Below are 26,300 nucleotides of genomic sequence, written 5' to 3' on the forward strand. Positions count from 1 at the left end.
CGCCGAAACCGGGCGCCCGCCGATTTCCGCCACTGTTCGGACAGGGCCGGAATCCGTGCCGCCCACGGGACCGAAAATCCGTGCGCCCCAAGGGAATCGCGCGCGTAAGCTGGCCGGGTGCGCATTCTCTTCTCCAGTCTTACCTCCCACGGACACACCTATCCGCTGCTGCCGTTGGCCAGGGCCGCCCGGGACGCCGGGCACGAGGTCCTCTACGGCACCGGCGAGGACTTCCACCCCGTGCTCGAATCGCTCGGCCTGACCCCGGTCTCCGCGGGCGGATCGATGCATGACGCGTTCGCCCGCGCTTCGACCGCCATCGCGGGCGTCGGCGACGCGCGCGAGGTGGATCCCGCGCAGCGCAACCTGATCATCGGTCGCGCGTTCGGCTCGGAGATGCCCCGGCAGTTCGCCGCCGACCTGGAACCGGTGGTGCCCACCGTCGACCTGGTGGTGCACGAAGCGGGCAACCCGGGCGCCGGGCTGGCCGCGCGGCGGGCCGGGGTTCCCGGCGTGTGCCACGGGTTCGGCCGGATGACGCAGGACGAGTCGCTCAGCGCGTTCATCACCGACGAGCTCGGCGCGTTCGCCGCGGAAATCGGCGTCGAGGTGCCCTCCGGCGACTACTCGATCGGGCTGGGCAACCCGTACCTGGACATCTACCCGCCGTCGTTACAGCATCCCGACTTCGTCGCCAACGGGGACCGGATCGAGCTCCGCCCGGTGCCCTACGCCGAGCCCGGCGAACTGCCCGCCGCGGTGACCGAGGGCAGCGGTCCGCTGGTCTACCTGACGCTGGGCACCGCGTTCGGCAGCGCGCCGGTCCTGAGCAAGGCGATCGAGGGGCTGGCGTCGCTGGACGTGCGGGTGCTGGTCTCGGGCGGGCGGATCGTCGAGGAGTCCGAGCTGGGCGAGCTGCCCGGCAACGTCAGCGTCGTGTCCTGGCTGCCGCAGGCCGACCTGCTGCCGCACCTGGACCTGGTCGTCCACCACGGCGGTTCCGGCACCACGCTCGGCGCGCTGGGGGCCGGGGTCAAGCAGCTGTTCATCCCGCAGGGCGCGGACCAGTTCGTCAACGCCGAGGCGGTCGTCGGCGGGGGTGCGGCGATGAGCCTGCAGCCCGACGACGTCAGCGCGGAGGCCGTGGCGACCTGCGCGCGCAAGCTGCTCGGCGCCGGCGAGGTCGACGAGCCGGTCCGGCGGATCGCGGCCGAGATCGCCGCGATGCCCGCCCCCTCCGAGGTCGCGCGGCGGCTGCCCGAACTCGCCCGCTGAGGCTTCGCGGCGGCTACCGTTGCCGGCGTGCCCGAGGTGCTGCGCGGGGAGTCCGAACACGGCTGGTGGGAGCTGGTCGGCGGACTTCCCGCGCCTGCGCTGCGCGGCGCCGTCCGGAGCTACACGGGGTATCGCGAGAAGTCCTCGGCTCCGGTCCGCCGCAGGGAGGTGCCCACCGGCGACGTCACCCTGATCCTCAGCTTCGGCCCGACGATCGACGTCGCCGACCCGGCCGGTGGCCCGCCGCTGCGGCTGACCAGCTTCGTCGCGCCGGTCGACGACACCTGGGCGGTCACCGAGTACACCGGTGAGCAGCACGGGCTGGAGATCGCGCTGACCCCGCCGGGCGCGAGCAGGCTGCTCGGCGTGCCCATGGACGAACTGGCCGGTCAGGCGCTCGACCTCGGCGACGTCATCGGCGCGCCGGGCAGGCGGCTGGCGCACCAGCTCGCGGACCTGCCGGACTGGCCGACGCGGTTCGCGCTCCTCGACCGGGTGCTGCCCGGTCTCCTGGACCGCGGCCGGGCACCGTCACCGGCCGCGGCGTGGGCGTGGCGGCGGCTGACCGAGACCGACGGGCGGATCGCGATCAGCTCGCTGACCGACGAGCTCGGGTGCAGCCACCGCTACCTGGTCACCGAGTTCCGCCGCCACGTCGGCGTGCCGCCCAAGACGCTGGCCAGGGTGCTGCGCTGCACGCGGGCGATCCGGCTGCTGGAACGCGGTGGCCTGCGCGTCGGCGACGTCGCGCTGTCCTGCGGCTACAGCGACCAGGCGCACCTGAACCGGGACTTCCGGCTGCTGACCGGGATCACCCCGACGCAGTGGGGGAGCGAGTACAGGCTGGACCTGCCCAAGCCCGCCTGACGGTTCAGTTTCTTCCAAGCCGCCGCGGGCCGGTTCTTCTAACGTCGAGTCCACAAGCGACGAAAGGAAGCACGATGAGCAACCCGAACATCTTTCCCGCACTGCGCTACACCGACGCGCAGAAGGCGCTGACCTGGCTGCGCGACGCGTTCGGCTTCGAACAGGTCATGTCGGTGCCGGGCCCGGACGGAACCGTCGCGCACGCCGAGATGCGCCTGGGCGCGGGCCGGGTCATGTTCGGCTCCGCGCCGAAGGGTTCCGTCCCGGAGACCGACCCGGATCCGCGCGCCGCGCACTTCACGGTTTACGTGGCGGTGCCCGACGTCGACGCGCACTACGCGCGGGCGCGTGAGGCAGGTGCCGAGATCACGATGGAGCTCCGCGACACCGACTACGGCTCGCGCGAGTACAGCGCGCGCGACTTCGAGGGGAACCACTGGGCTTTCGGCACCTACCAGCCGCAGTGATCCTCAGACGTGCTCCATGACGAGCACGGCGGTCGTCCCCGACTCCAGCGCCTCGTAGACGTGGGGCACGTGCCCGGAGAACGAGATGTAGTCCCCCGGCGCGAGCTCGACGGGGTTCTCCACCGGTCCGACCCGCGCCCGGCCCGCGGTGAGGATCAGGTGCTCGACCGTGCCGGGGATGTGCGCGTCGGCGTTGCGGACTCCGCCGGGGTCGAGCTGGAGCAGGTAGACGTCGCGCCGCGCGCCTGCGGGGCAGGACGACAGCAGCGCCGCCGCGTACGGCGACTGCTCGGACCGCACCAGCGTCGCCTGGCCGGAGCGCACGACGCGCACCTGCGGCGTCGGCGGGTCGACCAGGCGGCTGAACGGCACGCCCAGGGCCACGGCCAGCGCCCACAGCGTCTCCACGCTGGGGTTGCCGGACCCGGACTCGAGCTGGGACAGCGTGGACTTGGCGACCCCGGCCCGCTTGGCGAGGTCGGTCAGCGACAGCCCGACGCGCTCGCGTTCCCGGCGCAGCGAGGCGGAGATGATCTCCAGGGGGGTGTTCTCGGTCGCGCTCATCTTCGTTCGTTTCGTCGGTCCATTTGTTCGCCTTGACGAACAAGGGGTGCTTTGTTCAGGATAACGGACTGTGAGTTCGTTACAGCGAACGCGCCGGGGCCTCTGGCACGACAAGCTCCTGCGCGACGTGACGTCGATGGCGGCGGCCATGGCGATCGTCGGCCTCTCGCTCGGCGCCATCGCCGTGACCAAGGGCGTTCCGCTCTGGATGATCACGCTGATGGGCCTGGTGATCTTCGCCGGCGGCTCGGAGTTCATGGCCGTCGGCCTGATGACCGCCGGCGCCGCGCCGCTCACGGCGATCCTGGGCGGGCTGATGCTCAACGCCCGGCACTTCCCGTTCGGCCTGGCCGTCGGCGACCTGGTCGGCCGCCGCTGGCCCGCCCGGCTGCTCGGCAGCCACCTGATGGTCGACGAGTCGGTCGCCTTCGCCCTCGCGCAGGAATCGCCCGCCGAGAAGCGGCGCGCCTACTGGATCACCGGTGCGGTGCTGTACTGCACCTGGGCGCCGTCGATCTTCCTCGGCGGACTGCTGGGCCAGCAGATGGGCGATCCCGACGCGCTCGGCCTCGACGCGGCGCTGCCCGCCGCGCTGCTCGCCCTGATCATGCCGTCGCTGCGCGAGCACGCGACGCTGCGCGCGGTCGCCGTCGGCGCGCTGATCGCGGTCGTCACCACGCCGGTGCTGCCCGAGGGGCTGCCCGTGATGGCCGCGCTGGTCGGCGTCGCCGCCGCGCTGCCGCTGCCGAACCGGCGGGAGGAAGCGCGATGACGATGACCGTGGTGCTGGCGCTGGCGGCCGGGACGTACGCGATGCGGCTGGCCGGTCCGCTGCTGCGCGGCCGGATCACCTTCTCCGAGCGCTGGGAGCGGCTGATGTCGATCGCCGCGATCACGCTGCTGGGCGCGTTCGTGGTCACCAGCGCGGTCGCCGAGGGCGGCGGCTTCGCGGGCTGGGCCCGGCTGACCGGGGTCGCGGTCGGCGGCGTGCTCGCCTGGCGGCGCGCGCCGTTCGTCGTCGTGGTGCTGGCCGCTGCGCTGACCACCGCGGGCCTGCGGCTGTTCGGCCTGGCCTGAGGCGGGCGGCACGGGCCGCCCGCCTCGGGTGCTCAGTCCTTGGTCAGCCCGGCCGCTTCGGCGAACTGCTCCCAGCGCAGGAGCTTGAAGTTCGTGTCCGGCCGCGGCTCGCCGCCTTCGCCGGGAGTTTCCGGCGTGTTGTCGCCGTCCTGGACGACGAGCAGACCATGCGGGTAGTCCGGCCCGAACGGGGCGGTGACCACCGCCGCTCCATCGCATTCCTGCACGCCGTCGATCGTTCTGGAGTCGGTGACCTGCGCACCGCCCTGGTGGGCCAGACCGCTGCTGGTGATCTCGTAGCCCGCGAAGGTGTTGTCGCCCTGGCTGGACACGACCAGGCTCCGCCGCGTTCCGCTGGCGGCGATGGTCAGCCCTTCCACGTCGGCGCTGAGGTGCTTTCCGGCCTCCGGTGACGCGGGGCCGGTGGCCTGGCACTCCTCGGTCTGCTCGTCGTAGCTGGCAGGCTGGCCGTACTCGCGGGTGCGCTCGGCGAGCACCGGTTCACCGAAACCGTTGTCCCGCAGGGGAATGCGCCAGATGCCCACATCCTCCTGGCCGGCGTAGAGCGCTCCGGCGGGATCGAACACCATGCCCTCGACCTGCGGCCGGACGCCCGGTTCCTCGCAGGGGGTCCACTGCTTGCCGTCCACTGTGAACTCGCCCGGAAGGTCCACCGCGGAGACCCGCTCGTAGCTGATCTTCCCCGTTTCGTCGGCGGTGAGGCGGAACAGGCCGACGGTCGTCTCGCTGCGCCGGCTCACCGCGACCAGGGGCGCGCCGCCCGCCGGGTCGGGCAGCAGGGCCAGGCCGTAACCGGTGTGCTGCTGGTCCACCTCGGCCTCGTTCGCGGAGAACAGCAGGGGCGCGCTGTCGGTGGTGACGTCGGCCAGCACCTCGGCACCGGCCTTCGCACCGCGCGGATCGATGCGGTAGATCCGCAGCCGGTCGCGACCCCGGTCGGTCACCACCGCGAGATCGGCGACCTGGTCGCCGATCCGGACCCCCTGGACGATGTCGACGTTGTTGAACCGCCCGGGCTCGGCCTCCGGTGCCGGGGCAGCCGGTGCCGGAATGCGCTGGAGTTCCCGGCCCCGCAGGTCGAACACCGTCAGACCGCCGTTCTTCAAGGTGCCGACGACGACGCTGTCGGCGGGTGCGGCGGGGTGCCGCCAGATCGCGGGATCGTCGGCGTCCGCGTCACCGCCGGCCTCGTCGTCGAAGTTGGACGCGGTTTCGAACAGGGCGTGCGCTTGACCGAGCTCGTCGTCGGCCGACGCGCTCGGCGCGCCGGTCAACAGCAGCGCGAGAACGCTCGCGGCGACCACGGTGGTCGACGGCGTGCGGGACGGTGCCATGCCATCTCCTTCGTCGAAGGTGGAGCTGAGTTCTCCACGCGAGATCGAAGCGCAGGCAGGTGAACCGGACGTGTCGTGCAAGGTGCTCGTCCGGAACCAACGGGTTTACCGGATTCGCCGAAAAGAAGAGAAAATCCCCCATTCCTCGCGCCGGTCCGAGGATGGGAAAGCGCTCATCCGATCGTCCGCGGCAGTGCGCGCTCCCGCTCGCCGGTATTTCGCCCGCGGTCACGAACTGTTCACCACCGTGGCTTTCGATCTACGGGCCGCCCGGACCCGCGGGGCGGCGACCGACGGTTCGCCGACGATGACGCCGAGTCTGACCGTCGCATGAGCTGGATCGTTCGTGCGAAAGGGAAAAGACATGTCAGTTCTCACTGATCAACGCAGGCCCGCCGAGCCGAGGCCGCGGAAAGCCGATGCGAGGTACGTGTTCGTCGCGACCGTGACGGGGTCGCTGGCCGTGGTGGTCGGGGTGATCCCGAGGCTGTGCTGGGTCTCGGTCGCACTCGGCCTGGCCGGGATCATCTGCTGCCTGGCCGTGCTGTGGGGCGCTTCGCGGTCCGTCCCCGAGGTCAGGGCGCAGGCGTCGTGGGCGGCGGGGCGGGCGGTGACCGGTGCGCTGCTGGGATTCCTGCAGGCCGGTGGCGTGCCTGCCGCGGCTGCGCACGCGTTCGGGCTCTACTAGGCGTGAAACGTTTCCCGAGCGCGGAGATGGCAGATCTCTCATGAGATCGACCGTTTTCCCCGGGAATCCGATCAGGCCGCCGTCGACCCGCCGTCACGGGTCGTTCACCTTGCTTTTCTTCCATTCCATCGCCGCCGGAAATGCGTTCGCCGGTGGCTTCGACGGATCCGCCGCCGATGACGTCGTGCTCCGTTCCGTCGCGATTTTCCTGCACAGGAGGAATTCATGGCGCATATCGACCAAGAATCCCCGCAACGCACTTCCGGCGGGTGGTGGCACAACCTCCGGTACGACCTGGCGTCCTCGATCGTGGTCTTCCTGGTGGCGATCCCGCTGTCACTGGGCATCGCGCTCGCGTCCGGAGCGCCGATCATGGCGGGGCTCATCGCCGCCGTCGTGGGCGGCGTCGTCGCGGGCATGGCCGGTGGTTCGGCCCTCCAGGTGAGCGGTCCCGCGGCCGGGCTGACGGTGATCGTCGCCGGCCTGGTGCACGAGGTGGGCTGGGCGGTGACCTGCGCCGTCACGGTCGCCGCCGGGCTGCTGCAGATCCTGCTCGGGCTGTCCAGGGTCGCCCGGATGGCGCTGGCGATCTCGCCCGCGGTCGTGCACGGGATGCTGGCCGGCATCGGCATCGTCATCGCGCTGGCGCAGATCCACGTGGTCCTCGGCGGCAAGCCGCACACCTCGGCCAACGAAAGCCTGCTGGCGCTGCCGGACCAGCTCGCCCACCTCAACCTCGCCGCGGTGGGGCTGGGCGCGCTCACGATCGCCGTGCTCGTCGGCTGGCCGAAGCTGCCGCGCCGGATCAGGGTGGTGCCCGCGCAGCTCGTCGCGGTCGTGCTGGCCACGGCCACGGCGTGGATCGCCGGGCTGGACGTTCCCCGGGTGGACATCCCCGAAGACCTGCTGGGCGCGCACGTCCTGCCCGAGCTGCCCGGCGACTGGGGCGGGTTCGCCCTGGCCGCGGTGACCGTAGCGCTGATCGCCAGCATCGAGTCGCTGGTGTCGGCGGTCGCCGTCGACCGGATGCACGACGGCCCGCGCGCCGACCTCAACCGGGAGATGGTCGGGCAGGGCCTGGCGAACATGGTCTCCGGCGCCCTCGGCGGGCTGCCGATCACCGGCGTGATCGTGCGCAGCTCGACCAACGTCGCGGCCGGCGCGCGCAGCCGCGCCTCGGCGATCCTGCACGGCGTCTGGGTGCTCGCGTTCGTCGCGCTGGCGGCGGGCCTGCTCCGGCAGATCCCGACCTCGGTGCTGGGCGCGCTGCTGGTGATGATCGGCATCAAGCTGGTGAACCTCAAGGAGATCCGCGGGCTGCTGCGCCACCGCGAGCTACCGCTCTACGTCATCACGGCGGTCGGTGTCGTGGAGCTGAACCTCATGGACGGCGTCCTGCTGGGCATCGGCGCGGCGATCCTGCTCGCGCTGTTCCGGCTCACCCGCTGCACGATCCGGACCGAAACCCGCGATCAGCGCTGGCACGTGGTCGTCGAAGGCTCCATGACCTTCGTCGCGGTGCCCAAGCTGTCCCGCGCGCTGGCCCAGATCCCGGCCGGTGCGGACGTGGACGTGGACCTCGCGGTCGACTTCCTCGACCACGCCGCCTTCGAGTCCTTGCACAACTGGCGCACCTCGCACGAGCGGCTGGGCGGACGGGTCGACATCGACGAGATCCACGAGTCCTGGTACCGCAACGCGTCGTCCACCGGCGCCGGTGGACGCAAGTCCGGTCCCGCCAGGCCGAACTTCCTGCCGTGGTCGCACCACCCGGTCGCCCACGAGCAGGTGGTCGAAGGCGTCCAGGAGTTCCACCGCGGGCTGGCGCCGAAGATGCGGGAGCTGTTCGAGCAGCTCGCCGGAGGCCAGTCGCCGTCCCAGCTGTTCATCACCTGCTCGGACTCGCGGGTGGTGCCACACCTGATCACGGCGAGCGGTCCCGGTGATCTGTTCGAGGTGCGCAACGTCGGCAACCTCGTGCCCCGGTACCAGGAGGCGTCGGCCGGATCCGGGGAGTTCTCGGTGACCGCGGCCATCGACTACGCCACCGAAGTCCTCGGCGTCCGCAGCATCACCGTGTGCGGGCACTCCGGCTGCGGTGCGATGAAGGCGGTCCTGGACGGCCGTGGCGCCAACGCCGACAGCGGGCCGGATTCGCGGCTCGGCCGCGGCGGCTTGGACTCGTGGCTCGGCCACGGCGCCCACAGCCTGGCCCGGTTCGGCGTCGACTCCACAGTGGACAACGGTGGATCGGACCACGAGACGTTGTGCCGCACCAACGTGGTCCAGCAGCTCGACAACCTGCTCACCCACCCCGGTGTGCGGGAACGGGTCGCCCGCGGCGATCTCGAGCTGGTCGGGATGTACTTCGACATCGCCACCGCGCGGGTCCACCTGCTGGACCGGGAGAGCGGCGAGTTCACCCCGGTCGGGGAGACGACGCAGTCGGGAGAGCTGGCAACGGTTTGAGAACTGGTTCCGTACGGCAGGCGAACTCCTGTCGTGCGGAACCGGAAACCGGCGTTTCCGGCGTTACTCTGCCCGCGCCGCCCCGGCTCAACCACGTGGGGGAGAGCGATCGATGCGTCACGGTCACCGCACCGCCGCCGGCATCGGGCGGCGCGGCCTGCCGCACCTGCTGCTCGCGGTGGCCGCGGTCGTGTTCGCGGCCGTGCTGGTCGTGCTGGCCGAGCATGAGGATCCGCCCCACCTCGGCGAGACCGTCCTCGTCCCGAGCCGCCCGGCCGCACCGGTACCGACGTCCGGCACCGGCGAGCCCGCCCCGCGGCCGTCGGCGACGGTTGACCGACCAGTCGACCGACCGGTGCGGCCGGCTCCTCCCGCCCCGCCGACCGAGCTGGTCGCCCGCCGGACTTCGAGCGCCGTGCCGCGGCCGGCGACGTCCGCACGACCGACGCAGGACACATCGTCCGGCAGCGATGACGGCGATGACGGCGGCGGCGATGACGACTGAGCCCGGGACTCGCCTGCGAACGGGCGCCCTGCAGTCCGCCCGGGTGCGGATCCTGGCCTGGATGCTGCTCCTGGTGGGGATCACGCTCGGGGTCACCACCAGCGCGATGGCCGTCGTCCTGACGACGCAGCTGGAGGAACGGGTCGACGTGCGGCTCGCCGAGGAGGTGAGCGAGTTCCGCAAGTACGTCGCCAGCCACGCCGAAATGAGCGCGCATCCGGTGACCAGCGTGCGGGGCTTGCTGGAATCGGCGCTGCGCACCGTCGTCCCCGACGAGCACCAGACCTTCCTCGCGCTGGTCGACGGCTCGGTGCTGCCGCCAGGTGAGGCAGGTCCGGGCGGCGACCTCCTCGACGATCCGGCGCTGCGGGCCCGGCTCGTCTCCGCCGACAGGCCGGTCTACGGCGACGCGATGACCGAGGCGGGCCGCGTCCGCTACGCCGTCGTGCCCGTCGCGGTGGCGTCCGACTCCGCGCGGGGCACCTTCGTCGTGGTGGCGTACCCGGACCAGGAGCGGGCCGAGATCCTCGACGCCGTCCGCACCGACGTGCTCATCGGCTTCGGGGCGCTGCTCATGGCCGCCGTGGTCGGCTGGCTGTTCGCCGGTCGCCTGCTCGCGCCCCTCCGGCTGCTGCGAGCCACCGCCAACTCGATCACCGAGTCCGACCTCGCCCGGCGCATCCCGCTGCGGGGAGACGACGAGATCACCCAGCTGGCCGAGACGTTCAACCGCATGCTGGACCGGTTGCAGGAGGCGTTCTCCACGCAGCGGCGGTTCCTCGACGACGCGGGCCACGAGCTGCGCACCCCGATCACCATCATCCGCGGCAACCTCGAACTGGTCGACGCCGATCCGCGAGCCCGCCGGGCGCGGATCGAGCTGGTCACCGACGAACTCGACCGGATGAGCCGGATGGTCGAGGACCTGCTGGTGCTGGCCACCGCGAACCGGCCGGACTTCCTGCTCCCGGCGCCGATCGAGGTGTCCGAGGTGGTCGAGGAGGTCTTCGTCAAGGCCTCGGCGCTGGCCGACCGGACCTGGCTGCTGGACCAGCCCGCGGACGCGCCGCCCGCGGTGCTGCACGCGGATCGCCAGCGGATCACGCAGGCATTGATCCAGCTCGCGCAGAACGCGGTCCAGCACACCGCGCCGGACAGCCCGATCTGGATCGGCTCCGACGTCGACGGCCGGGTCGCGCGGATCTGGGTCCGCGACAGCGGCCCGGGCGTCCCGCCGGACCAGCAGGACCACGTCTTCGACCGGTTCGCCCGCGCGACCCGCACCCGGCACTCCCAGGGGGCGGGGCTCGGACTGGCGATCGTCAAGGCGATCGCCGAAGCGCACGCTGGCCGCGTCCGGCTCCACAACCGGCCCGGAGCCGGAGCGACGTTCGTGCTGGAACTGCCCATCAGCGAGTCCGTCCCGACCAGCCACTCCCAGGTTCCGCGATGAACGCATCGAGCAGGCAGAAGATCCTGATCGCCGAGGACGAGCGGCGGATCGCCGCGCTGCTGGAAGACGGCCTGCGCGCGGGCGGCTACGCCACGACGGTCGTCGCCGACGGCCGGGACGCCTACGTGCAAGCCAGATCGGGCGAACACGATCTCCTGGTCCTCGACATCGCGTTGCCCTCCGTGGACGGGTTCACCGTGTTGCGGCGGCTTCGCGAGGAGGACCGCAGAACCCCGGTGATCATCTTGACCGCCCGCGGCGGCGTCAAGGACACCGTCGCGGGCCTCGAGGGCGGGGCCGACGACTACATGAGCAAACCCTTCCGCTTCGAGGAGCTGCTCGCGCGCATCCGGCTGCGGCTGCGGGACGACAACGACGCCGCGGCGCACCTGCTGCGCCACGGCGGGCTCGCGCTCGACCTCCGGCTGCGCCAGATGCACGTCGACGACCGGATCGTCGACCTCACCGCCCGGGAGTTCACGCTCGCGGAGGTCCTCCTGCGCAACCGCGGACGGGTGCTCACCCGGGAGTACCTGGTCTCGGCCGTGTGGGGCGCCGACCACGACCCCGGCTCGAACGTGGTCGACGTCTACGTCCGGTACCTGCGGCGCAAGCTCGGCGCCGACCGCATCACCACCGTGCGCGGCAAGGGGTACCGGCTGGACTGAGCGCCGGGGTGTGAGCGCTCGTTAACCCCCGTGGCGATCTTCCGGACGCGGGTGATTAGGGTCTCCCACGCCAAACCGGGTGACACCCGGACGTAGTAACGAGCTGGGCCATCCGAACCCGGCACGGGAGGCCGTTCCTTGGTCACGACACCCGATTCGCCGCACGACGTGCGCACCACCGACGAGGTGCCCACCACCGACGACGGCTATGCGGCCGGGCTGGGCAACCGGCAGGTCCAGATGATCGCGATGGGCGGCGCCATCGGCGTCGGCCTGTTCCTCGGGGTCGGCGGCCGGATGGAGCAGTCCGGTCCCGCGCTGGTGCTCTCGTACGTGCTGTGCGGGGTCGCCGCGTTCTTCGTCATGCGCGCCCTGGGCGAACTGGTGCTCTACCGCCCCGTGGCGGGAAGCTTCGTCGAGTACTCCCGCGAGTTCATCGGCCCGTGGGCCGGTTTCGCGACCGGGTGGATGTACTTCCTGAACTGGGCCGGTGCCGGCATCGCCGAGATCACCGCCGCCGGGATCTACGTCGCCAAGTGGTTCCCGGACTTCCCGCAGTGGCTGACCGCGCTGATCTGCCTGGTCGTGCTGTTGGCGGTGAACCTGCTGTCGGTGCGGCTGTTCGGGGAGCTGGAGTTCTGGTTCTCGGTGATCAAGGTGCTGGCCATCCTCGCGTTCCTGGCCGTCGGCCTGTCGCTGGTGCTCACCGACGCCGAGGTCGGCGGCACCACCGCGGGCCCGCACAATCTGGTCGACCACGGCGGCTTCCTGCCCAACGGCCTGCCACTGGTGCTGATGAGCCTGCAGGGAGTGATGTTCGCCTACGCCTCCATCGAGATGGTCGGCATCGCCGCGGGGGAGACCAAGGACCCCGGCAAGGTCATGCCGAAGGCGATCAACAGCGTGGTCTGGCGGATCGGCGTCTTCTACGTCGGCTCGGTGCTGCTGCTGGCGATGGTCCTGCCGTGGACCGCCTACAACGGCGACCAGAGCCCGTTCGTCACGGTCTTCTCCAGCATCGGCATCCCGTGGGCGGGCGACCTGATGAACTTCGTCGTGCTCACGGCGGCGCTGTCGAGCTGCAACTCCGGGCTCTACTCGACCGGCCGCATCCTGCGCTCGCTCGCGCAGCGCGGCGAAGCACCGGCGTTCACCGAGCGCCTGAACTCCCGCCGCGCGCCCTACGGCGCGGTGCTGTTCACCGGCGCGGTGTTCCTGGCCGGGGTGCTGCTCAACTACGTCGTGCCGAAGGAAGCCTTCGACATCGCCACCTCGATCTCCGCGCTGGGCGTGATCGCGACCTGGGCGGCGCTGCTCCACGCGCAGACCAGGCTCCGCAAACGCGCCGCCTCCGGCGAACTCGTGCGCCCGGCCTACCGGATGCCGGGCTCGCCTTACACGAACTGGGTGGTGCTGGCCTTCCTCGTGCTCATCGTGCTGCTCGCCGGGTTCTCCGACGAGACAGCGGTGCGGTGGTCCTTCTACGCGGTGCCGGTGGTCGCGGTCGCCGTCGCGGTCGGCTGGCGCCTGGTGCGCGGCCGGGCTTCGTCAACCTGACCCGCGTGCTGGACAATGGGTGACGTGCCAAAACCCGCAATCGGAGTGCTCGCCCTGCAGGGGGGCGTCGCCGAACACCTGACCGCGCTGGAGCGCAGCGGCGCCGACGCCCGGCCCGTCCGGCGGCCGGAGGAGCTCGCCGCCGTGCACGGCCTCGTGCTGCCCGGCGGGGAGTCGACCACGATGACCCGCCTGCTGGAGAGCTTCGAACTGTTCGACCCGCTGCGCGAGCGGCTGGCGGCGGGCATGCCCGCCTACGGCTCGTGCGCGGGAATGGTGCTGCTGGCGGCCTCGGTCCTCGACGACCGGGCCGAGCAGGACGTGCCGCCGGTGAAACCGCTCGGCGCGCTCGACGTCGTCGTGCGGCGCAACGCGTTCGGCCGCCAGGTCGACTCCTTCGAGGCCGACCTGGACTTCGCCGGGATCACCGGCGGCCCGGTGCACGCGGTGTTCATCCGCGCGCCGTGGGTGGACAAGATCGGCGCCGACGTCGAGGTGCTGGCCACGGTCACCCCCGGTGGAACCGGCGTCACACCGGCCGCCGGTAGGATCGTCGCGGTTCAGCAGGGGCCCGTGCTCGCTACCGCCTTCCACCCGGAGCTGGTCAGCGGGGATGAGCGCGTGCACCGCTACTTCGTGCAGACCGTCCGCGCGTCCTGACCGGACCGCGTCGCGACCGGTCGTGCGGTCACAGAATTTGACGGAGGAGAGATGAGCGGCCACTCCAAGTGGGCCACCACCAAGCACAAGAAGGCCGCCCTCGACGCCAAGCGCGGCAAGCTTTTCGCGAAGCTGATCAAGAACGTTGAGGTTGCCGCGCGGACCGGCGGGGGCGACCCCGAGGGCAACCCGACCCTGTACGACGCGATCCAGAAGGCGCGCAAGAACTCGGTCCCGCTGGACAACATCGAGCGCGCCCGCAAGCGCGGGGCCGGCGAGGAGGCCGGTGGCGCCGACTGGCAGACGATCATGTACGAGGGCTACGGCCCGAACGGCGTGGCCGTGCTCGTCGAGTGCCTGACCGACAACCGCAACCGGGCCGCGGGCGAGGTGCGCACCGCGATGACCCGCAACGGCGGGTCGATGGCCGACGCCGGTTCGGTGTCGTACCTGTTCAACCGCAAGGGCGTGGTGATCCTGCCCAAGAACGGGCTGAGCGAGGACGACGTGCTCTCGGCGGTGCTGGAGGCGGGTGCCGAGGAGATCAACGACCTCGGCGACAGCTACGAGATCCTCGCCGAGCCGACCGACCTGGTCGAGGTCCGCAAGGCGCTGCAGGCCAGCGACATCGAGTACGACTCGGCGGAGACCAACTTCCTGGCCTCGGTGAACGTGCCGCTGGACGCCGACGGCGCGCGCAAGCTGTTCAAGCTGATCGACGCGCTGGAGGACTGCGACGACGTGCAGAACGTCTTCGCCAACTTCGACGTGTCCGACGAGGTCATGGCCGAGGTCGGCTGAGCCTGCGAGGTTCCTCGCGGCGGGGTGTGGCCGAACGGCGGCCGCACCCCGCTCTTGTTGTGCTGCGCTCGACGCCGCACGAGCGCGCTTGGGAGGCCTCGCGCCGATCTTCGGCGAACCGCGAGCGCCTGTGCGGCCATGCTCTGTGCGGGCGAGCGAACGCGGTGGGACCGGTGCGGCCCCACCGCGCTCCGGTCAGCGGTCGACGGCCAGCTCGCCGAGCTCGGACCAGTCGTTCTGCGGAAGGGTCGTGTTGATCACCCGCGGCGTCTCGGCGAGGTGGGGCGGCAGCTTCTCCTGCGCGGCCCGGAAGTGGTCGGACTGCACGTGCGCGATACCCGCCTCCTCGTCCCGGAACGCCTCCAGCAGGACGTACTCGGCGGGGTCGGCGATGCTGCGCGACCAGTCGAACCACAGGCACCCCGGCTCGGCGCGGGTCGCCTCGGTGAACTCCCTGGTGATCTCGGGCCACTGCTCGGCGTGCTCGGGCCGGACCCGGAACCTGGCGGTAATGAAGATCATCGACGGTCCTTGATCGATCTTGTCGGATGCGGCCCAACCGTAACCGACCGCCGCGGTCACAGCCGCCGGGCGCGGGCCAGCCAGGCGGTGGCGTCCGAGATCGTCCCGGTCTCCAGCCCGGCCCGCCGGGCGTCCTCCTCGCCGAACACCCCGCGGTAGCTGCTCGGCTCCAGCGACTCCAGGTCCCAGCCCTCGGTGAAGACGTCGCGGATCACGTCGTCGCCGATCCGGGGCCCGATGCCGGGATCGGTGTTGGACAGGGCCAGCACGTGCACCAGTCCGCCGGGACGGCACGCGGCGTGCAGGCTGCGGGTGTAGGCGACCCGCTCCTCGGGGCCGAAGATGTGGAACAGGGCGCTGTCGACGATCGTGTCGAACGGCGGCAGGTCGCCCAGCTCCATCGCGTCGGCCACCTCGAAGCGCGCGGCCACCCCGTGCTCGGCGGCGTTGGCGCGGGCCTTCTCGATCGCCCGCGGTGAGAAGTCGATCCCGATCACGTCGTAGCCGAGCTTGGTGAGCAGGATCGTGTGCTCACCGGTGCCGCAGCCCGGGTCGAGCACCGAGCCGCTGATCAGGCCCGCGCGCTCAAGCTCGATGATCGCGGGCTGGGGCTCGCCGATCACCCAGGGCGCGAAGCCGGTCTCGTAGGCGCTGTCGAACCGGGTGCGGGGGATGGACGCTTCCATGTCGCTGACTCCTCACGGTGCGGGATGGCACCACCTTCGAACTTAGAGATGGCTGTAAGTCAAGCCACGTTGCGTGCGCGTCCGGTTTCCGCAGGTACCGGTGTGGCCGAACGCACCCCGCGTGCGGGGTGGGGCGCTTGGTCGCGGATGTGCCGATGGGCTTCAATGGCCGCCGTGGTCGACACGGATGAGCGCCTGCGCAAATGGTTGGTGAACACGGCGGACCGCGACGGCGCCGCGGTCATGCACGTCGCGGGCGACGAGCACGGCGCGCCCTACGCCTTCTCCGTCGGGGCCTGGCGCCGGTTCGGCAAGCCGGAGGCGGTCGTGATCGGGTTGCCCAAGGAGGTCGCGCACGCTGTCGTCAACACCTACGTGCAGCGGGCCGCCGGGGGCGAGCGGTTCAGGCCGGGGCGGCTCTACGACGGGTTCCTGGAGGGCTGCCCGATCACCCTGGAGAAGGTCGCCAAGCAGCACTACCCGGAGTTCCTGGGCAGCGCGTTCCTCGTCTACGGCGACGGCGACTTCCCCGCGGTGCAGCTGATCGCGGCCACCCCGGACGGGAAGTTCCCGTGGCACGAGGACGCGCCGCAGGGCTTCGCCGAGTACCAGCCGGTGCTGACCGCCAGCGGGGCACCGGAGAGCTGGACGCCCGGTTCGGACGGTCCCTGACCTCGCCCGTCCGGGTGGCGGCGTGCGCGTGTCGTGCGGAGGCGCCCGAAGTCGACCGGGTAGGGTTCGAACGAATGTTCACCGACTGGCGGGGGAGTGGATCGTCGTGCGCGTGCTCGGAGTCGACCCCGGGCTGACCCGGTGCGGCATCGGCGTGGTCGACGGCGGCCGCGGCCGCTCGGTCAGCTGCGTCGCGGTCGGCGTGGCCCGCACCCCGGCCGACGCCGAGCTGTCCGCGCGGCTGCTGGGCGTGGCCGACGTGGTCGAGGAGTGGATGGACACCCACGAGCCAGAGGTGGTCGCCGTCGAGCGGGTGTTCAGCCAGCACAACGTCCGCACCGTGATGGGCACCGCGCAGGTCTCCGGGATCGTGGCGCTGGCCGCCGCGCGCCGCGGGCTGCCGGTCGCCTTCCACACCCCCAGCGAGGTCAAGGCCGCCATCAGCGGCTCCGGCCGGGCCGACAAGCGCCAGGTCACTACCATGATCACCAAGATCCTCGGCCTCGCCGAGGCACCCAAACCCGCCGACGCCGCCGACGCGCTCGCGCTCGCCGTCTGCCACCTGTGGCGCGCGCCGATGGCCGGGCGGCTCGCCGCGGCCGAGGCCAGGGCCGCCGAGCTGGCGCGCCACCACCGGGAGCGGCTCCGGGCCGCGCAGCGGTCGGCCGCCAACGGGTCGGCCAGCAAGGGGCCGGCCGCCAAGGGGTCGGCGGGCAAGGGGTCGGCACAGACAGGAGGACTGCCGTCATGATCGCCTCGGTGCGAGGACCGGTGCTGTCGACCGGGCTGGACCACGCCGTGATCGAGGTCGGCGGGGTCGGTCTGGCGGTGCACGCCACCCCGGCCACCCTGGCCGGGCTCCGGCGCGGCGAGGAGGCCAGGCTGTGGACCTCGCTGATCGTGCGCGAGGAGTCGCTGACCCTCTACGGCTTCGCCGACGCCGAGTCCCGCGACCTGTTCGGGCTGCTCCAGACCGCCTCCGGCGTCGGTCCCCGGCTCGCGCTGGCCACCCTCGCGGTGCTCTCGCCCGACCAGCTCTGCCACGCGCTGGCCGACGGCAACCTGACCACCCTGACCCAGGTCCCGGGCATCGGGAAGAAGAGCGCGGAGCGGCTGATCCTGGAGCTGCGCGACAAGGTGGGCGTGCTCGCCGGGACCGGCGGGGCCGAGCCGGTGGCGGCGGACCGCGGCCGGCTGCGCACCGAGGTTTCCGAGGCGCTGGTGGGCCTGGGCTTCTCGGCGAAGCAGGCCGAGCAGAGCGTGGAGGCGGTGCTGGCCGCCGACGGCGGGACCACCGACACCTCGGCGGTGCTGCGCAAGGCGCTCGCCGCGCTCGGACCGAAGAAGTGACGGTGGCGTGATGCACGAGGACGACCGGGCGGTCGATGCCAGCGCGCCGCTGCCGGGGGAGGAGGTCTCGCTCGCCCCGCAGCAGGAGACCGCCGAGCAGGACGTCGAGACCACCCTGCGGCCCCGGCGGCTGAGCGAGTTCGTCGGCCAGGCCCGGGTCCGCGAGCAGCTGGAGCTGGTGCTGCACGGCGCGCTCAACCGCGGCGACCAGCCCGACCACGTGCTGTTCTCCGGCCCGCCCGGGCTCGGCAAGACCAGCCTCGCCATGATCATCGCCGCCGAGCTGGGCGCCTCGATCCGGGTGACCTCCGGCCCCGCGCTGGAACGCCCCGGCGACCTGGCCGCGATGCTGTCCAACCTGGCCGAGGGCGACGTGCTGTTCATCGACGAGATCCACCGGATCGCCCGCCCGGCCGAGGAGATGCTGTACCTGGCGATGGAGGACTTCCGGGTCGACATCGTCGTCGGCAAGGGCCCCGGCGCCACCAGCATCCCGCTGGAGATCGCGCCGTTCACCCTGGTCGGGGCCACCACCCGGTCCGGATCGCTGACCGGTCCGCTGCGCGACCGGTTCGGCTTCACCGCGCACATGGAGTTCTACTCGCCCGCCGAGCTGGAACTGGTGATCCGCCGGTCGGCCGGGATCCTGGGCGTCGACCTCCGCGACGACGGCGCGGTGGAGATCGCCCGCCGCTCCAGGGGAACCCCGCGGATCGCCAACCGGCTGCTGCGGCGGGTGCGCGACTTCGCCGAGGTGCGCGCGGACGGCGCGGTGACGCTGGAGGTGGCGCGGGCCGCGCTGGAGGTCTACGACGTCGACGAGTTCGGGCTCGACCGGCTCGACCGCGCGGTGCTCGGCGCGCTGGTGCGGTCGTTCAACGGCGGACCGGTCGGCGTGTCCACGCTGGCCGTCGCGGTCGGGGAGGAGCCGACCACCGTGGAGGAGGTGTGCGAGCCGTACCTGGTGCGCGCGGGCATGCTCGCCAGGACGCCCCGGGGCCGTGTCGCGACGGTGTCGGCTTGGCAACATCTGGGACTCGTTCCGCCGCAGCACGCACCCGGCGAGGGCCTGCCCGGTCTGTTCGCGGAGGACCCATGAGCCCCGGCAGTGCACTTCCAGCACGTCATCGGGGCCCCCGAGACGAGGCCGGGACGAGGCTGCCTGGTAGTAGTGTCCCCGCCACACCTCGTGGAACTGGCACACTGGGGGGCGTACATCCGAACAATTCGGACGCGCACGCTCTCCTGAGGTAGTTCCTCAGCCCCGCGTCCGCCGAACGGAGCAAGATGGAATCCCTGATTTTCCCGCTGCTGATCGCCCTGCTCGCCGTGCCGCTGTTCCTGCAGGCGCGCAAGCAGAAGAGGGCCATGCAGGAGCAGCAGAAGCTGCAGAGCTCGCTGACCACCGGTGACCGGGTGATGACCACCTCCGGCCTGTTCGGCACCGTGGTCGCCACCAGCGACGACAGCATCGACCTGGAGATCGCCCCCGGCCTGACCACCACCTGGGTCCGCGCCGCGGTCCGGGAGAAGGTCAGCACCGACGCCGACGATGCGGCCACCGAGGAGACCTCGTCCGACGACGAGCAGTCCGCCGCCGCGCCTGCCGAGTCGAAGGCCGAGACCACCGAGTCGAAGGCCGAGGTCGCCCAGCCGATCGAGCAGCAGCAGAAGACCAACTGAGCTCCCACCACACGAGCACCGCTCCCGCCGCCGGGGCCGGTGCCGCCCGGGTCGCATTCGTTGCGGAGGACCCCGGCGGTGTGCTGAGCTCGCGCGGCCTGCAAGACTGACCAACGCTCGTGGTGATCATCCGCCGCCGAAACCCGGCGGCGGATGATCACTGACCTCGACACAGACCGTGGACAGGAGACCGACGCACCGTGGCACCTCCGGCCGGGCAGATCCGCCCAGGGCGTTACCTCGCGATCTTCGTGCTGATCGTGGCGGCCTTGTACGCAATGGTGTTCTTCACCGGCGACCAGAAACCCGTCCCGAAGCTGGGCATCGACCTGCAGGGCGGCACCCGCGTCACGCTCACGGCGCGCACGCCGGACGGCAGGCCGCCGAGCACGGAGTCGCTGAACCAGGCGCGGCAGATCATCGAGACCCGCGTCAACGGCATGGGCATCAGCGGATCCGAGGTCTCCCGCGACGGTTCCAACCTGGTGATCACCGTTCCCGGTGCGGGCGGTGAGGAGGCCAAGCAGCTGGGCCAGACCGCGGAGCTGAGCTTCCGCAAGGTCGTGCCGGGCATGATGGTCGCGGCCGGCCCGCCCGCGCCGAACCCGGCGGGCACCACTCCGCAGGCCACGACCCAGCAGCCGGGCGCCGACCCGGTCGCCGAGGCGCGCAGGACCCGCCAGAGCACCGACCCGAACGTGCAGATGCAGGCGCTGCAGGCGCTTGACTGCAACGCCGACGACCCGCTGCGCGGCAACGACGACCCGACGCTGCCACTGGTCGCCTGCGACCGGGAGAAGGCCCGCAAGTACGTGCTGGAGCCGGTGTTCCTGGAGGGCAAGGAGATCGCCGGTGCGCAGGCGGCTCCGCCGGACCCGACCCAGGGCAACCCCGGCTGGTCGGTCAACCTCCAGTTCAAGAGCGGCGGCGCCAAGACCTGGGCGGACTTCACCTCCGCCAACGTCGGCCAGAACGCCGCGTTCGTGCTCGACACCGAGGTGGTCTCGGCGCCCACGATCAACCAGCCGCTGCTGGGCGGCAGCGCCAACATCAGCGGCCAGTTCAACCAGCAGAGCGCCACCGACCTCGCCGACATCCTCAAGTACGGCTCGCTGCCGCTGGCCTTCGACCAGTCCGAGGCAGAGACGGTCTCGGCGACGCTGGGCGTGGCCTCGCTCCAGGCGGGCCTGCTCGCGGGCGGGCTCGGCCTGCTGCTGGTCGCGATCTACTGCCTGTTCTACTACCGCCTGCTCGGGCTGCTCACGATCCTGTCGCTGGCGCTGTCGGGCGTGATCGTCTACGCGGTGCTGGTGCTGCTGGGCCGCTGGGTCGGCTTCACCCTCGACCTCGCGGGCGTGGCCGGTCTGATCATCGCGATCGGCATCACCGCGGACTCGTTCATCGTGTTCTTCGAACGGCTCAAGGACGAGATCCGCGAGGGCCGCACGTTCCGCTCGTCGGTGCCGCGGGCGTGGGAGCGGGCCAAGCGCACGATCCTGTCGGCCGACGCGGTCAGCTTCCTGGCCGCCGCGGTGCTCTACGTGCTGGCCGTCGGGCAGGTGAAGGGCTTCGCGTTCACCCTCGGCATGTCGACCGTGCTCGACCTGGTCGTGGTCTTCCTCGTGACGCACCCGCTGGTCGCGCTGGCGTCGAAGAACAAGATCCTGTCGAAGCCGTCGCTGTCGGGCCTGGGAGCGGTGCAGCGCCTGGGCGAGCAGTACAAGTCGGAGCGCAAGCGCGCCGCGCAGACCACCGCCAAGGAGGCGTGACGTGACGACTCCCGCCACCGCCAAGCGCGAGAGCGTGTTCCAGCGCCTCTACACCGGAACCGGCGCGTTCGACGTCATCGGCAAGCGCATGCGCTGGTACGTCGCGCTCGGCCTGCTGGTGCTGGTCTGCGTCGGCACCATGGGGATCAAGGGCTTCAACCTCGGCATCGACTTCGAGGGCGGCACCAAGATGCAGCTGCCCGCGGTCGGCGCCCAGGGCCCGATCAGCCCGGACCAGGTCCAGGAGGGCTTCCGGGAGGCCGTCGGCCACCCGGCCGAGACCGTGCAGCTGGTCGGCTCCGGCGGCAGCCAGAGCATCCAGGTGCGCACCGAGACGCTCTCTCCCGACGACGTCGCCAAGGTCAAGGACGTGCTGTTCGACCGGCTCCAGCCGGTGAACGCGCAGGGCCAGCCCAGCGAGCAGACGATCAGCGACAGCGCGGTCAGCGGCACCTGGGGCGGTGAGATCACCAAGCAGGCGCTGATCGCGCTCGGCGTGTTCATCGTGCTGGTGACGATCTTCCTGACGTTCTACTTCGAGCGCTGGATGGCGGTCGCGGCGCTGATCTCGCTGCTGCACGACGTGGTGGTGACCGCGGGCGTGTACTCGATCATCGGCTTCGAGGTCACCCCGGCGACCGTGATCGGCCTGCTCACCATCCTCGGGTTCTCGCTCTACGACACCGTCGTGGTCTTCGACAAGGTCAAGGAGAACACCCGCGGCCTGCTCGGCCTGACCCGCCGCACGTACGGCGAGGCCGCCAACCTCGCGGTCAACCAGACCCTGATGCGCTCGATCAACACCTCGATCATCGCGCTCCTGCCGGTCCTGGGCCTGCTCGTGATCGGTGCCGGAGTGCTGGGCGTGGGCGTGCTCCGCGACCTCGCGCTGGTGCAGATGGTCGGCATGATCGCGGGTGTCACCTCGTCGATCCTGCTGGCGACCCCGCTGCTGGTCGACTTCAAGATGCGCGACCCGAAGTACAAGGCGCAGGCGGCCAAGGTCCGCGCGCGCCGCGACCGGGCCGCGGGCAAGGCGGAGTCCGGCGACGAGCCGCAGCAGGAGGAGCAGCGCCGGGAGCGGGAGATGGCGGCGGCCGCCAGCGCGCCCGCGCGCACCGGCAAGGGGCCCGAGTCGCGGCGCAGGCCCGCGGGCAAGTCGGGACGTCCGACCGGCAAGAAGCGGCGCTGACGTGGGCGACCAGGTTCAGGTGCTCGACGGTTCCGACGACGACCTGCGGCAGGCCGCGAAGCTGATCCGGGAGGTCCCGGACTTCCCGGAGCCCGGCGTGCTGTTCCGCGACATCAGCCCGATGCTCGCCGACGGCGCGGCGCTGAACGCGGTCGTCGCCGCGCTCGGCAGGGGGCTGGAGTTCGACGTCGTCGCCGGTGTGGAGGCCCGCGGGTTCCTGCTGGGCGCCGCGGTGGCGCAGGCGTTCGGGACCGGTGTGATCGGCCTGCGCAAGCCGGGCAAGCTGCCGGAGGTGGCCGACCGGGTCGACTACGACCTCGAATACGGCTCGGCGACGCTGGAACTGCCCGCCGACACCCTCCAGGCGGGCCAGCGGGTGCTGGTCGTCGACGACGTGCTGGCCACCGGCGGAACGCTCGACGCGGCCTGCCGCCTGGTGCTGCGGGCCGGGGCCGGCGTCGCCGCGGCGGCGGTCGTGCTGGAGCTCACCGCGCTCGGCGGGCGCGCCCGGCTCGACGAGCAGGACCTGAGGCCGCTGCTTTCGGTCTGATCGGCACGCCGAGTGATCGGTCAGGCTGAACTCCCGATGGCGGTTCACAGCAGAGAGTGACCGCCTGGCGTTCGAGGGGCACGCCGGGGAAGGGCCGTCGCCCGAACGGCGTTATTCTCAATGCCCGGGTCCTGAAGCACCGATCCGGGACAGAGCCAACCCCGGGAGCGTGCGGTGAGCCACGACGTAGAGTCTCCTGCCCCGGCGACCGATCCGGCCGCCCCACCGCGCACCGCGTCGGCGACCCGGCGCGTGCGCGCCCGGCTGGCGAGGAGAATCACGGCGCAGCGCGCCGCCCAGGTAAAGCAGGTCCTCGAACCGCTGGCCGCGGTCCACCGGGAGCTGCACCCGCAGGCCGACCTCGCGCTGCTGCAACGCGCCTACGACGTCGCCGAGGACAAGCACAAGGAACAGCGCCGCAAGTCCGGCGACCCCTACATCACCCACCCGCTGGCGGTGGCCACGATCCTCGCCGAGCTGGGCATGGACACGACCACGCTGGTCGCCGCGCTGCTGCACGACACGGTCGAGGACACCGACTACTCGCTCGACCGGCTGCGCGACGACTTCGGCGAGGAGGTCGCGCACCTCGTCGACGGGGTGACCAAGCTGGACAAGGTCAAGCTGGGTGCGGCGGCCGAGGCCGAGACCATCCGCAAGATGATCATCGCGATGGCCCGCGACCCGCGGGTGCTGGTGATCAAGCTCGCGGACCGGCTGCACAACATGCGCACCATGCGCTTCCTGCCGCCGGAGAAGCAGGCGCGCAAGGCCAGGGAGACCCTGGAGGTGCTGGCCCCGCTGGCGCACCGGCTCGGGATGGCCACCGTCAAGTGGGAGCTGGAGGACCTCGCGTTCGCGATCCTGCAGCCCAAGAAGTACGACGAGATCGTCCGGCTGGTCGCCAACCGCGCCCCGTCCCGCGACACCTACCTGCGCACGGTGATCGACGAGCTGTCCGGCCAGCTCGACACCGCGAGGCTCGCCGCCAAGGTCGAGGGCCGACCGAAGCACTACTACTCGATCCACCAGAAGATGATCGTCCGGGGCCGCGACTTCGACGACATCCACGACCTGGTCGGGGTCCGCATCCTGGTCGACGAGGTCCGCGACTGCTACGCCGCGATGGGCGTCGTGCACGCGCTCTGGCAGCCGATGCCCGGGCGGTTCAAGGACTACATCGCCCAGCCCCGGTTCGGCGTCTACCAGTCGCTGCACACCACGGTGATCGGTCCGGAGGGCAAGCCGCTGGAGGTGCAGATCCGCACCCACGAGATGCACCGCACCGCCGAGTACGGCATCGCGGCGCACTGGCGGTACAAGGAGACCAAGGGCCGCAACGGCGGTTCCGGGCACGCGGCCGTCGAGGTCGACGAGATGGCGTGGATGCGCCAGCTGCTCGACTGGCAGCGGGAGGCCGCCGACCCGGGCGAGTTCCTGGAGTCGCTGCGCTACGACCTGGCGACCAGGGAGATCTTCGTGTTCACGCCCAAGGGCGACGTGATCACGCTGCCGTCCGGGTCGACCCCGGTGGACTTCGCCTACACCGTGCACACCGAGGTCGGGCACCGCTGCATCGGCGCCCGGGTCAACGGCAGGCTGGTGGCGCTGGAGCGCAAGCTGGAGAACGGCGAGGTCGTCGAGATCTTCACCTCGAAGGCCGAGGGCGCTGGGCCGAGCCGGGACTGGCTGTCGTTCGTCGCCTCGCCGCGGGCCAAGGCCAAGATCAAGCAGTGGTTCGCCAAGGAGCGCCGGGAGGAGGCGATCGAGTCCGGCAAGGAGGCGATCGCCAAGGAGCTGCGCAGGCTGGGCCTGCCGATCCAGCGGCTGGTCTCGGCCGAGAGCATCGGCGCGGTCGCCAGGGAGCTGCACTACGTCGACGTCACCGCGCTGTACGCGGCGGTCGGCGAGAAGCAGATCTCGGCGAACCACCTGGTCAGCAGGCTGGTCGCGTCGGTCGGCGGGGTCGACCAGGCCGCCGACGAGATCGCCGAGCGCTCCACGCCGTCGACCATCCAGGGCCGCCCGAGCCGCGGCGACTCCGGCGTGGTGGTCAAGGACGCCGGGGACGTGTGGGCGAAGCTGGCGCGCTGCTGCACCCCGGTCCCCGGCGACGAGATCCTGGGCTTCGTCACCCGCGGCGGCGGGGTCAGCGTGCATCGGACGGACTGCACGAACGCCGACGAGCTGCGCAAGTCGCCGGAGCGGCTGGTCGAGGTGTACTGGGCGCCGTCGGCGTCGTCGGTGTTCCTGGTCGCGATCCAGGTCGAGGCGCTGGACCGGCACCGGTTGCTCTCCGACGTGACCAAGGTCCTCGCCGACGAGCGGGTGAACATCCTGTCCGCCTCGGTGACCACCTCGAAGGACCGGGTCGCGGTGAGCCGCTTCTCGTTCGAGATGGGCGACCCGAAGCACCTGGGCCACGTGCTCAAGGCGGTCCGCAACATCGAGGGCGTCTACGACGTCTACCGCGTGACCTCGGCGTCCTGAGAAGCCAGAAGGCCCGGACCTCGCGGGGTCCGGGCCTTTTCGCCTGTCAGGTCAGGCGTTGACCGTGACGTTGGTGAACCTGACGTCCTTGAGCGGCTTGCCGCCGCCGGGGGAGGGCTCGAACGCACCGTCGTGGCCCGCGCGGGCGATGTCGTCGATGACCTTCAGGCCGTCCTCGGAGATCGTGCCGAACACGGTGTAGTCGGGCGAGAGCGGGGCCTCGCCGAAGACCATGAAGAACTGGCTGCCGTTGGTGTTCGGCCCGGAGTTCGCCATGGCGAGGTAGCCGCGGCCGTAGCTGAGCTCGGGGAAGGTCTCGTCGTCGAAGGCGTAGCCGGGGCCGCCGCTGCCGGTGCCGCTCGGGTCGCCGCACTGGAGCATCTGCAGGCCCTCGGTGCCGATCCGGTGGCAGCTGGTGTCGGTGTAGTAGCCCTGCTTGGCGAGGTTGATGAAGCTGTTCACCGTGCAGGGGGCCAGCGACCGGTCCAGGGTCAGCGGGATCGCGCCGGAGTTGGTCTCGATGGTGGCCTGCACGGTGCCCTTCGACGACACCTCGCCGTTGGCGGGCGGCTGCACCGGCTTGGCGGCCTGCTTGTCGGGCCGGTACGTGCAGGACGTCGGGTCGGGCAGCGCGACCGGTCGGACCGGCGGCGGCGCCGGCTCGGTCGGGATCTGCACCTGCGGCTGCGGGGGCTGCGCGGCCGGGGGCTGCTGCTCGCCGCCGCTCCTGGTGAAGTAGAAGACACCCGCGACCAGCACGACGACCACCGCGATCGTGGTCCCGATGGTGATCATCCGCTGTCGCTTGGCCTGCTCGGCACGGCGCTCCAGCTGACGTTCCAGCTTCCGCTTGGCCGCCTGCCGACGTTGCTCGTTGCTGGGCAAGTGCTCCCCTCCCCGGTCGGGCGAAATCGATGACGTTGCGGGGGAGTTTATGGGGTGCGCCGTCACCCGAACCTGAGAGATCGGGGGGCGGTAAC

Annotated in this window: 27 protein-coding genes; 22 read left to right on the forward strand and 5 right to left on the reverse strand. The window is 71.4% G+C overall.

Annotated elements, in window-relative coordinates; genetic code table 11:
• The first annotated feature begins 117 nt into the window (after nt 1–117).
• The 3 genes from ABD691_RS20735 (at nt 118) to ABD691_RS20745 (ending at nt 2,609) form a co-directional block, all read left to right on the forward strand.
• Complete coding sequence (locus tag ABD691_RS20735) at nt 118–1,275, forward strand: glycosyltransferase (protein WP_344682145.1); 1,158 nt, start codon at nt 118–120, stop codon at nt 1,273–1,275.
• Nucleotides 1,276–1,302: 27 nt separating this feature from the next.
• Complete coding sequence (locus tag ABD691_RS20740; protein ID WP_344682146.1) at nt 1,303–2,142, forward strand: helix-turn-helix domain-containing protein; 840 nt, start codon at nt 1,303–1,305, stop codon at nt 2,140–2,142.
• A gap of 74 nt (nt 2,143–2,216) precedes the next feature.
• Entirely contained in the window at nt 2,217–2,609 is a 393-nt protein-coding gene (locus ABD691_RS20745; RefSeq protein ID WP_344682148.1) for a VOC family protein, read from the forward strand.
• A gap of 3 nt (nt 2,610–2,612) precedes the next feature.
• On the opposite strand, the gene ABD691_RS20750 is transcribed toward ABD691_RS20745, so the two are convergent.
• Nucleotides 2,613–3,173: a helix-turn-helix domain-containing protein gene (locus tag ABD691_RS20750; RefSeq protein ID WP_344682150.1), complete on the reverse strand. Its 561-nt coding sequence runs from the start codon at nt 3,171–3,173 to the stop codon at nt 2,613–2,615.
• A gap of 70 nt (nt 3,174–3,243) precedes the next feature.
• On the opposite strand from ABD691_RS20750, the gene ABD691_RS20755 reads away from it, so the two are divergent.
• Together ABD691_RS20755 and ABD691_RS20760 are read left to right on the forward strand one after the other, a co-directional pair.
• Entirely contained in the window at nt 3,244–3,945 is a 702-nt protein-coding gene (locus tag ABD691_RS20755) for an AzlC family ABC transporter permease (protein ID WP_344682151.1), read from the forward strand.
• Nucleotides 3,942–4,250, forward strand: coding sequence for an AzlD domain-containing protein (locus ABD691_RS20760; RefSeq protein ID WP_344682153.1), 309 nt, complete (start codon nt 3,942–3,944; stop codon nt 4,248–4,250). The genes ABD691_RS20755 and ABD691_RS20760 overlap by 4 nt, the downstream gene beginning before the upstream one ends.
• A 32-nt stretch (nt 4,251–4,282) precedes the next feature.
• Here the strand turns inward: ABD691_RS20760 and ABD691_RS20765 are convergent, their stop codons facing one another.
• Nucleotides 4,283–5,605 carry a phytase gene (locus tag ABD691_RS20765; RefSeq protein ID WP_344682154.1) on the reverse strand — a complete coding sequence of 441 codons (1,323 nt, stop codon included), beginning with the start codon at nt 5,603–5,605 and terminating at the stop codon, nt 4,283–4,285.
• A gap of 364 nt (nt 5,606–5,969) precedes the next feature.
• Between ABD691_RS20765 and ABD691_RS20770 the strand changes: the two genes are divergently transcribed.
• The 8 genes from ABD691_RS20770 to ABD691_RS20805 all read left to right on the forward strand — a co-directional run bounded on the left by ABD691_RS20770 (nt 5,970) and on the right by ABD691_RS20805 (nt 14,406).
• Nucleotides 5,970–6,293, forward strand: a complete 324-nt coding sequence (locus ABD691_RS20770; RefSeq protein WP_344682156.1) for a hypothetical protein — start codon at nt 5,970–5,972, stop codon at nt 6,291–6,293.
• A gap of 225 nt (nt 6,294–6,518) precedes the next feature.
• Nucleotides 6,519–8,762, forward strand: coding sequence for a SulP family inorganic anion transporter (locus ABD691_RS20775; RefSeq protein ID WP_344682157.1), 2,244 nt, complete (start codon nt 6,519–6,521; stop codon nt 8,760–8,762).
• A gap of 112 nt (nt 8,763–8,874) precedes the next feature.
• Complete coding sequence (locus ABD691_RS20780; protein ID WP_344682158.1) at nt 8,875–9,267, forward strand: hypothetical protein; 393 nt, start codon at nt 8,875–8,877, stop codon at nt 9,265–9,267.
• A complete protein-coding gene (locus ABD691_RS20785; RefSeq protein WP_344682159.1) occupies nt 9,257–10,720 on the forward strand; it encodes a sensor histidine kinase in 1,464 nt (487 codons plus the stop codon). Before ABD691_RS20780 ends, ABD691_RS20785 begins: the two co-directional genes overlap by 11 nt.
• Nucleotides 10,717–11,388: a response regulator transcription factor gene (locus tag ABD691_RS20790; protein WP_344682161.1), complete on the forward strand. Its 672-nt coding sequence runs from the start codon at nt 10,717–10,719 to the stop codon at nt 11,386–11,388. The genes ABD691_RS20785 and ABD691_RS20790 overlap by 4 nt, the downstream gene beginning before the upstream one ends.
• Before the next feature lie 240 nt (nt 11,389–11,628).
• The gene (locus ABD691_RS20795) at nt 11,629–12,945 is read left to right on the forward strand and encodes an amino acid permease (RefSeq protein WP_344682358.1); all 1,317 of its coding nucleotides are present in this window, start codon (nt 11,629–11,631) and stop codon (nt 12,943–12,945) included.
• 15 nt (nt 12,946–12,960) lie between these two features.
• Entirely contained in the window at nt 12,961–13,605 is a 645-nt protein-coding gene (pdxT, locus tag ABD691_RS20800; protein WP_344682163.1) for a pyridoxal 5'-phosphate synthase glutaminase subunit PdxT, read from the forward strand.
• A gap of 51 nt (nt 13,606–13,656) precedes the next feature.
• Nucleotides 13,657–14,406 carry a YebC/PmpR family DNA-binding transcriptional regulator gene (locus tag ABD691_RS20805; RefSeq protein WP_344682164.1) on the forward strand — a complete coding sequence of 250 codons (750 nt, stop codon included), beginning with the start codon at nt 13,657–13,659 and terminating at the stop codon, nt 14,404–14,406.
• A 195-nt stretch (nt 14,407–14,601) separates the two neighbouring features.
• Here the strand turns inward: ABD691_RS20805 and ABD691_RS20810 are convergent, their stop codons facing one another.
• A complete protein-coding gene (locus ABD691_RS20810) occupies nt 14,602–14,928 on the reverse strand; it encodes a putative quinol monooxygenase (protein ID WP_344682166.1) in 327 nt (108 codons plus the stop codon).
• 56 nt (nt 14,929–14,984) lie between these two features.
• Nucleotides 14,985–15,614 carry a class I SAM-dependent methyltransferase gene (locus tag ABD691_RS20815; RefSeq protein WP_344682167.1) on the reverse strand — a complete coding sequence of 210 codons (630 nt, stop codon included), beginning with the start codon at nt 15,612–15,614 and terminating at the stop codon, nt 14,985–14,987.
• A gap of 165 nt (nt 15,615–15,779) precedes the next feature.
• On the opposite strand from ABD691_RS20815, the gene ABD691_RS20820 reads away from it, so the two are divergent.
• From ABD691_RS20820 to ABD691_RS20860, 9 genes are all read left to right on the forward strand, one after another.
• On the forward strand, nt 15,780–16,286 hold the full coding sequence (locus ABD691_RS20820; protein ID WP_344682169.1) for a DUF4262 domain-containing protein: 507 nt from the start codon (nt 15,780–15,782) through the stop codon (nt 16,284–16,286).
• A 106-nt stretch (nt 16,287–16,392) separates the two neighbouring features.
• A complete protein-coding gene (gene ruvC, locus ABD691_RS20825) occupies nt 16,393–17,037 on the forward strand; it encodes a crossover junction endodeoxyribonuclease RuvC (RefSeq protein ID WP_344682171.1) in 645 nt (214 codons plus the stop codon).
• Nucleotides 17,034–17,636 carry a Holliday junction branch migration protein RuvA gene (gene ruvA, locus ABD691_RS20830; RefSeq protein ID WP_344682173.1) on the forward strand — a complete coding sequence of 201 codons (603 nt, stop codon included), beginning with the start codon at nt 17,034–17,036 and terminating at the stop codon, nt 17,634–17,636. The genes ruvC and ruvA overlap by 4 nt, the downstream gene beginning before the upstream one ends.
• 10 nt (nt 17,637–17,646) lie before the next feature.
• The gene (ruvB, locus tag ABD691_RS20835) at nt 17,647–18,735 is read left to right on the forward strand and encodes a Holliday junction branch migration DNA helicase RuvB (RefSeq protein WP_344682175.1); all 1,089 of its coding nucleotides are present in this window, start codon (nt 17,647–17,649) and stop codon (nt 18,733–18,735) included.
• Between the two features lie 188 nt (nt 18,736–18,923).
• Nucleotides 18,924–19,319, forward strand: coding sequence for a preprotein translocase subunit YajC (gene yajC, locus ABD691_RS20840; RefSeq protein ID WP_344682177.1), 396 nt, complete (start codon nt 18,924–18,926; stop codon nt 19,317–19,319).
• A 200-nt stretch (nt 19,320–19,519) separates the two neighbouring features.
• A complete protein-coding gene (secD, locus tag ABD691_RS20845) occupies nt 19,520–21,088 on the forward strand; it encodes a protein translocase subunit SecD (protein WP_344682179.1) in 1,569 nt (522 codons plus the stop codon).
• A 1-nt stretch (nt 21,089) separates the two neighbouring features.
• Nucleotides 21,090–22,280 carry a protein translocase subunit SecF gene (secF, locus tag ABD691_RS20850; protein WP_344682181.1) on the forward strand — a complete coding sequence of 397 codons (1,191 nt, stop codon included), beginning with the start codon at nt 21,090–21,092 and terminating at the stop codon, nt 22,278–22,280.
• 1 nt (nt 22,281) lies between these two features.
• Nucleotides 22,282–22,830 carry an adenine phosphoribosyltransferase gene (locus ABD691_RS20855; protein ID WP_344682183.1) on the forward strand — a complete coding sequence of 183 codons (549 nt, stop codon included), beginning with the start codon at nt 22,282–22,284 and terminating at the stop codon, nt 22,828–22,830.
• A 174-nt stretch (nt 22,831–23,004) separates the two neighbouring features.
• Entirely contained in the window at nt 23,005–25,320 is a 2,316-nt protein-coding gene (locus tag ABD691_RS20860; protein ID WP_344682185.1) for a RelA/SpoT family protein, read from the forward strand.
• Nucleotides 25,321–25,371: 51 nt separating this feature from the next.
• On the opposite strand, the gene ABD691_RS20865 is transcribed toward ABD691_RS20860, so the two are convergent.
• Nucleotides 25,372–26,205, reverse strand: coding sequence for a peptidylprolyl isomerase (locus tag ABD691_RS20865; RefSeq protein WP_344682187.1), 834 nt, complete (start codon nt 26,203–26,205; stop codon nt 25,372–25,374).
• Nucleotides 26,206–26,300: the final 95 nt, after the last annotated feature.

Origin of the sequence: Saccharopolyspora taberi (assembly GCF_039534165.1) — a bacterium.
Taxonomy (GTDB): domain Bacteria; phylum Actinomycetota; class Actinomycetes; order Mycobacteriales; family Pseudonocardiaceae; genus Saccharopolyspora_D; species Saccharopolyspora_D taberi.

Coding starts and splice junctions, on each gene's coding strand:
- ABD691_RS20820 (WP_344682169.1), top strand. CDS start 15,780: ATGGCCGCCGTGGTCGACACGGATGAGCGCCTGCGCAAATGGTTGGTG.
- ABD691_RS20770 (WP_344682156.1), top strand. CDS start 5,970: ATGTCAGTTCTCACTGATCAACGCAGGCCCGCCGAGCCGAGGCCGCGG.
- ruvA (WP_344682173.1), top strand. CDS start 17,034: ATGATCGCCTCGGTGCGAGGACCGGTGCTGTCGACCGGGCTGGACCAC.
- pdxT (WP_344682163.1), top strand. CDS start 12,961: ATGGGTGACGTGCCAAAACCCGCAATCGGAGTGCTCGCCCTGCAGGGG.
- ABD691_RS20785 (WP_344682159.1), top strand. CDS start 9,257: ATGACGACTGAGCCCGGGACTCGCCTGCGAACGGGCGCCCTGCAGTCC.
- yajC (WP_344682177.1), top strand. CDS start 18,924: ATGGAATCCCTGATTTTCCCGCTGCTGATCGCCCTGCTCGCCGTGCCG.
- ABD691_RS20750 (WP_344682150.1), bottom strand. CDS start 3,173: ATGAGCGCGACCGAGAACACCCCCCTGGAGATCATCTCCGCCTCGCTG.
- ABD691_RS20765 (WP_344682154.1), bottom strand. CDS start 5,605: ATGGCACCGTCCCGCACGCCGTCGACCACCGTGGTCGCCGCGAGCGTT.
- ruvB (WP_344682175.1), top strand. CDS start 17,647: ATGCACGAGGACGACCGGGCGGTCGATGCCAGCGCGCCGCTGCCGGGG.
- ABD691_RS20810 (WP_344682166.1), bottom strand. CDS start 14,928: ATGATCTTCATTACCGCCAGGTTCCGGGTCCGGCCCGAGCACGCCGAG.
- ABD691_RS20760 (WP_344682153.1), top strand. CDS start 3,942: ATGACGATGACCGTGGTGCTGGCGCTGGCGGCCGGGACGTACGCGATG.
- ABD691_RS20775 (WP_344682157.1), top strand. CDS start 6,519: ATGGCGCATATCGACCAAGAATCCCCGCAACGCACTTCCGGCGGGTGG.
- ABD691_RS20795 (WP_344682358.1), top strand. CDS start 11,629: ATGATCGCGATGGGCGGCGCCATCGGCGTCGGCCTGTTCCTCGGGGTC.
- ABD691_RS20780 (WP_344682158.1), top strand. CDS start 8,875: ATGCGTCACGGTCACCGCACCGCCGCCGGCATCGGGCGGCGCGGCCTG.
- ABD691_RS20745 (WP_344682148.1), top strand. CDS start 2,217: ATGAGCAACCCGAACATCTTTCCCGCACTGCGCTACACCGACGCGCAG.
- ABD691_RS20790 (WP_344682161.1), top strand. CDS start 10,717: ATGAACGCATCGAGCAGGCAGAAGATCCTGATCGCCGAGGACGAGCGG.
- ABD691_RS20815 (WP_344682167.1), bottom strand. CDS start 15,614: ATGGAAGCGTCCATCCCCCGCACCCGGTTCGACAGCGCCTACGAGACC.
- ABD691_RS20805 (WP_344682164.1), top strand. CDS start 13,657: ATGAGCGGCCACTCCAAGTGGGCCACCACCAAGCACAAGAAGGCCGCC.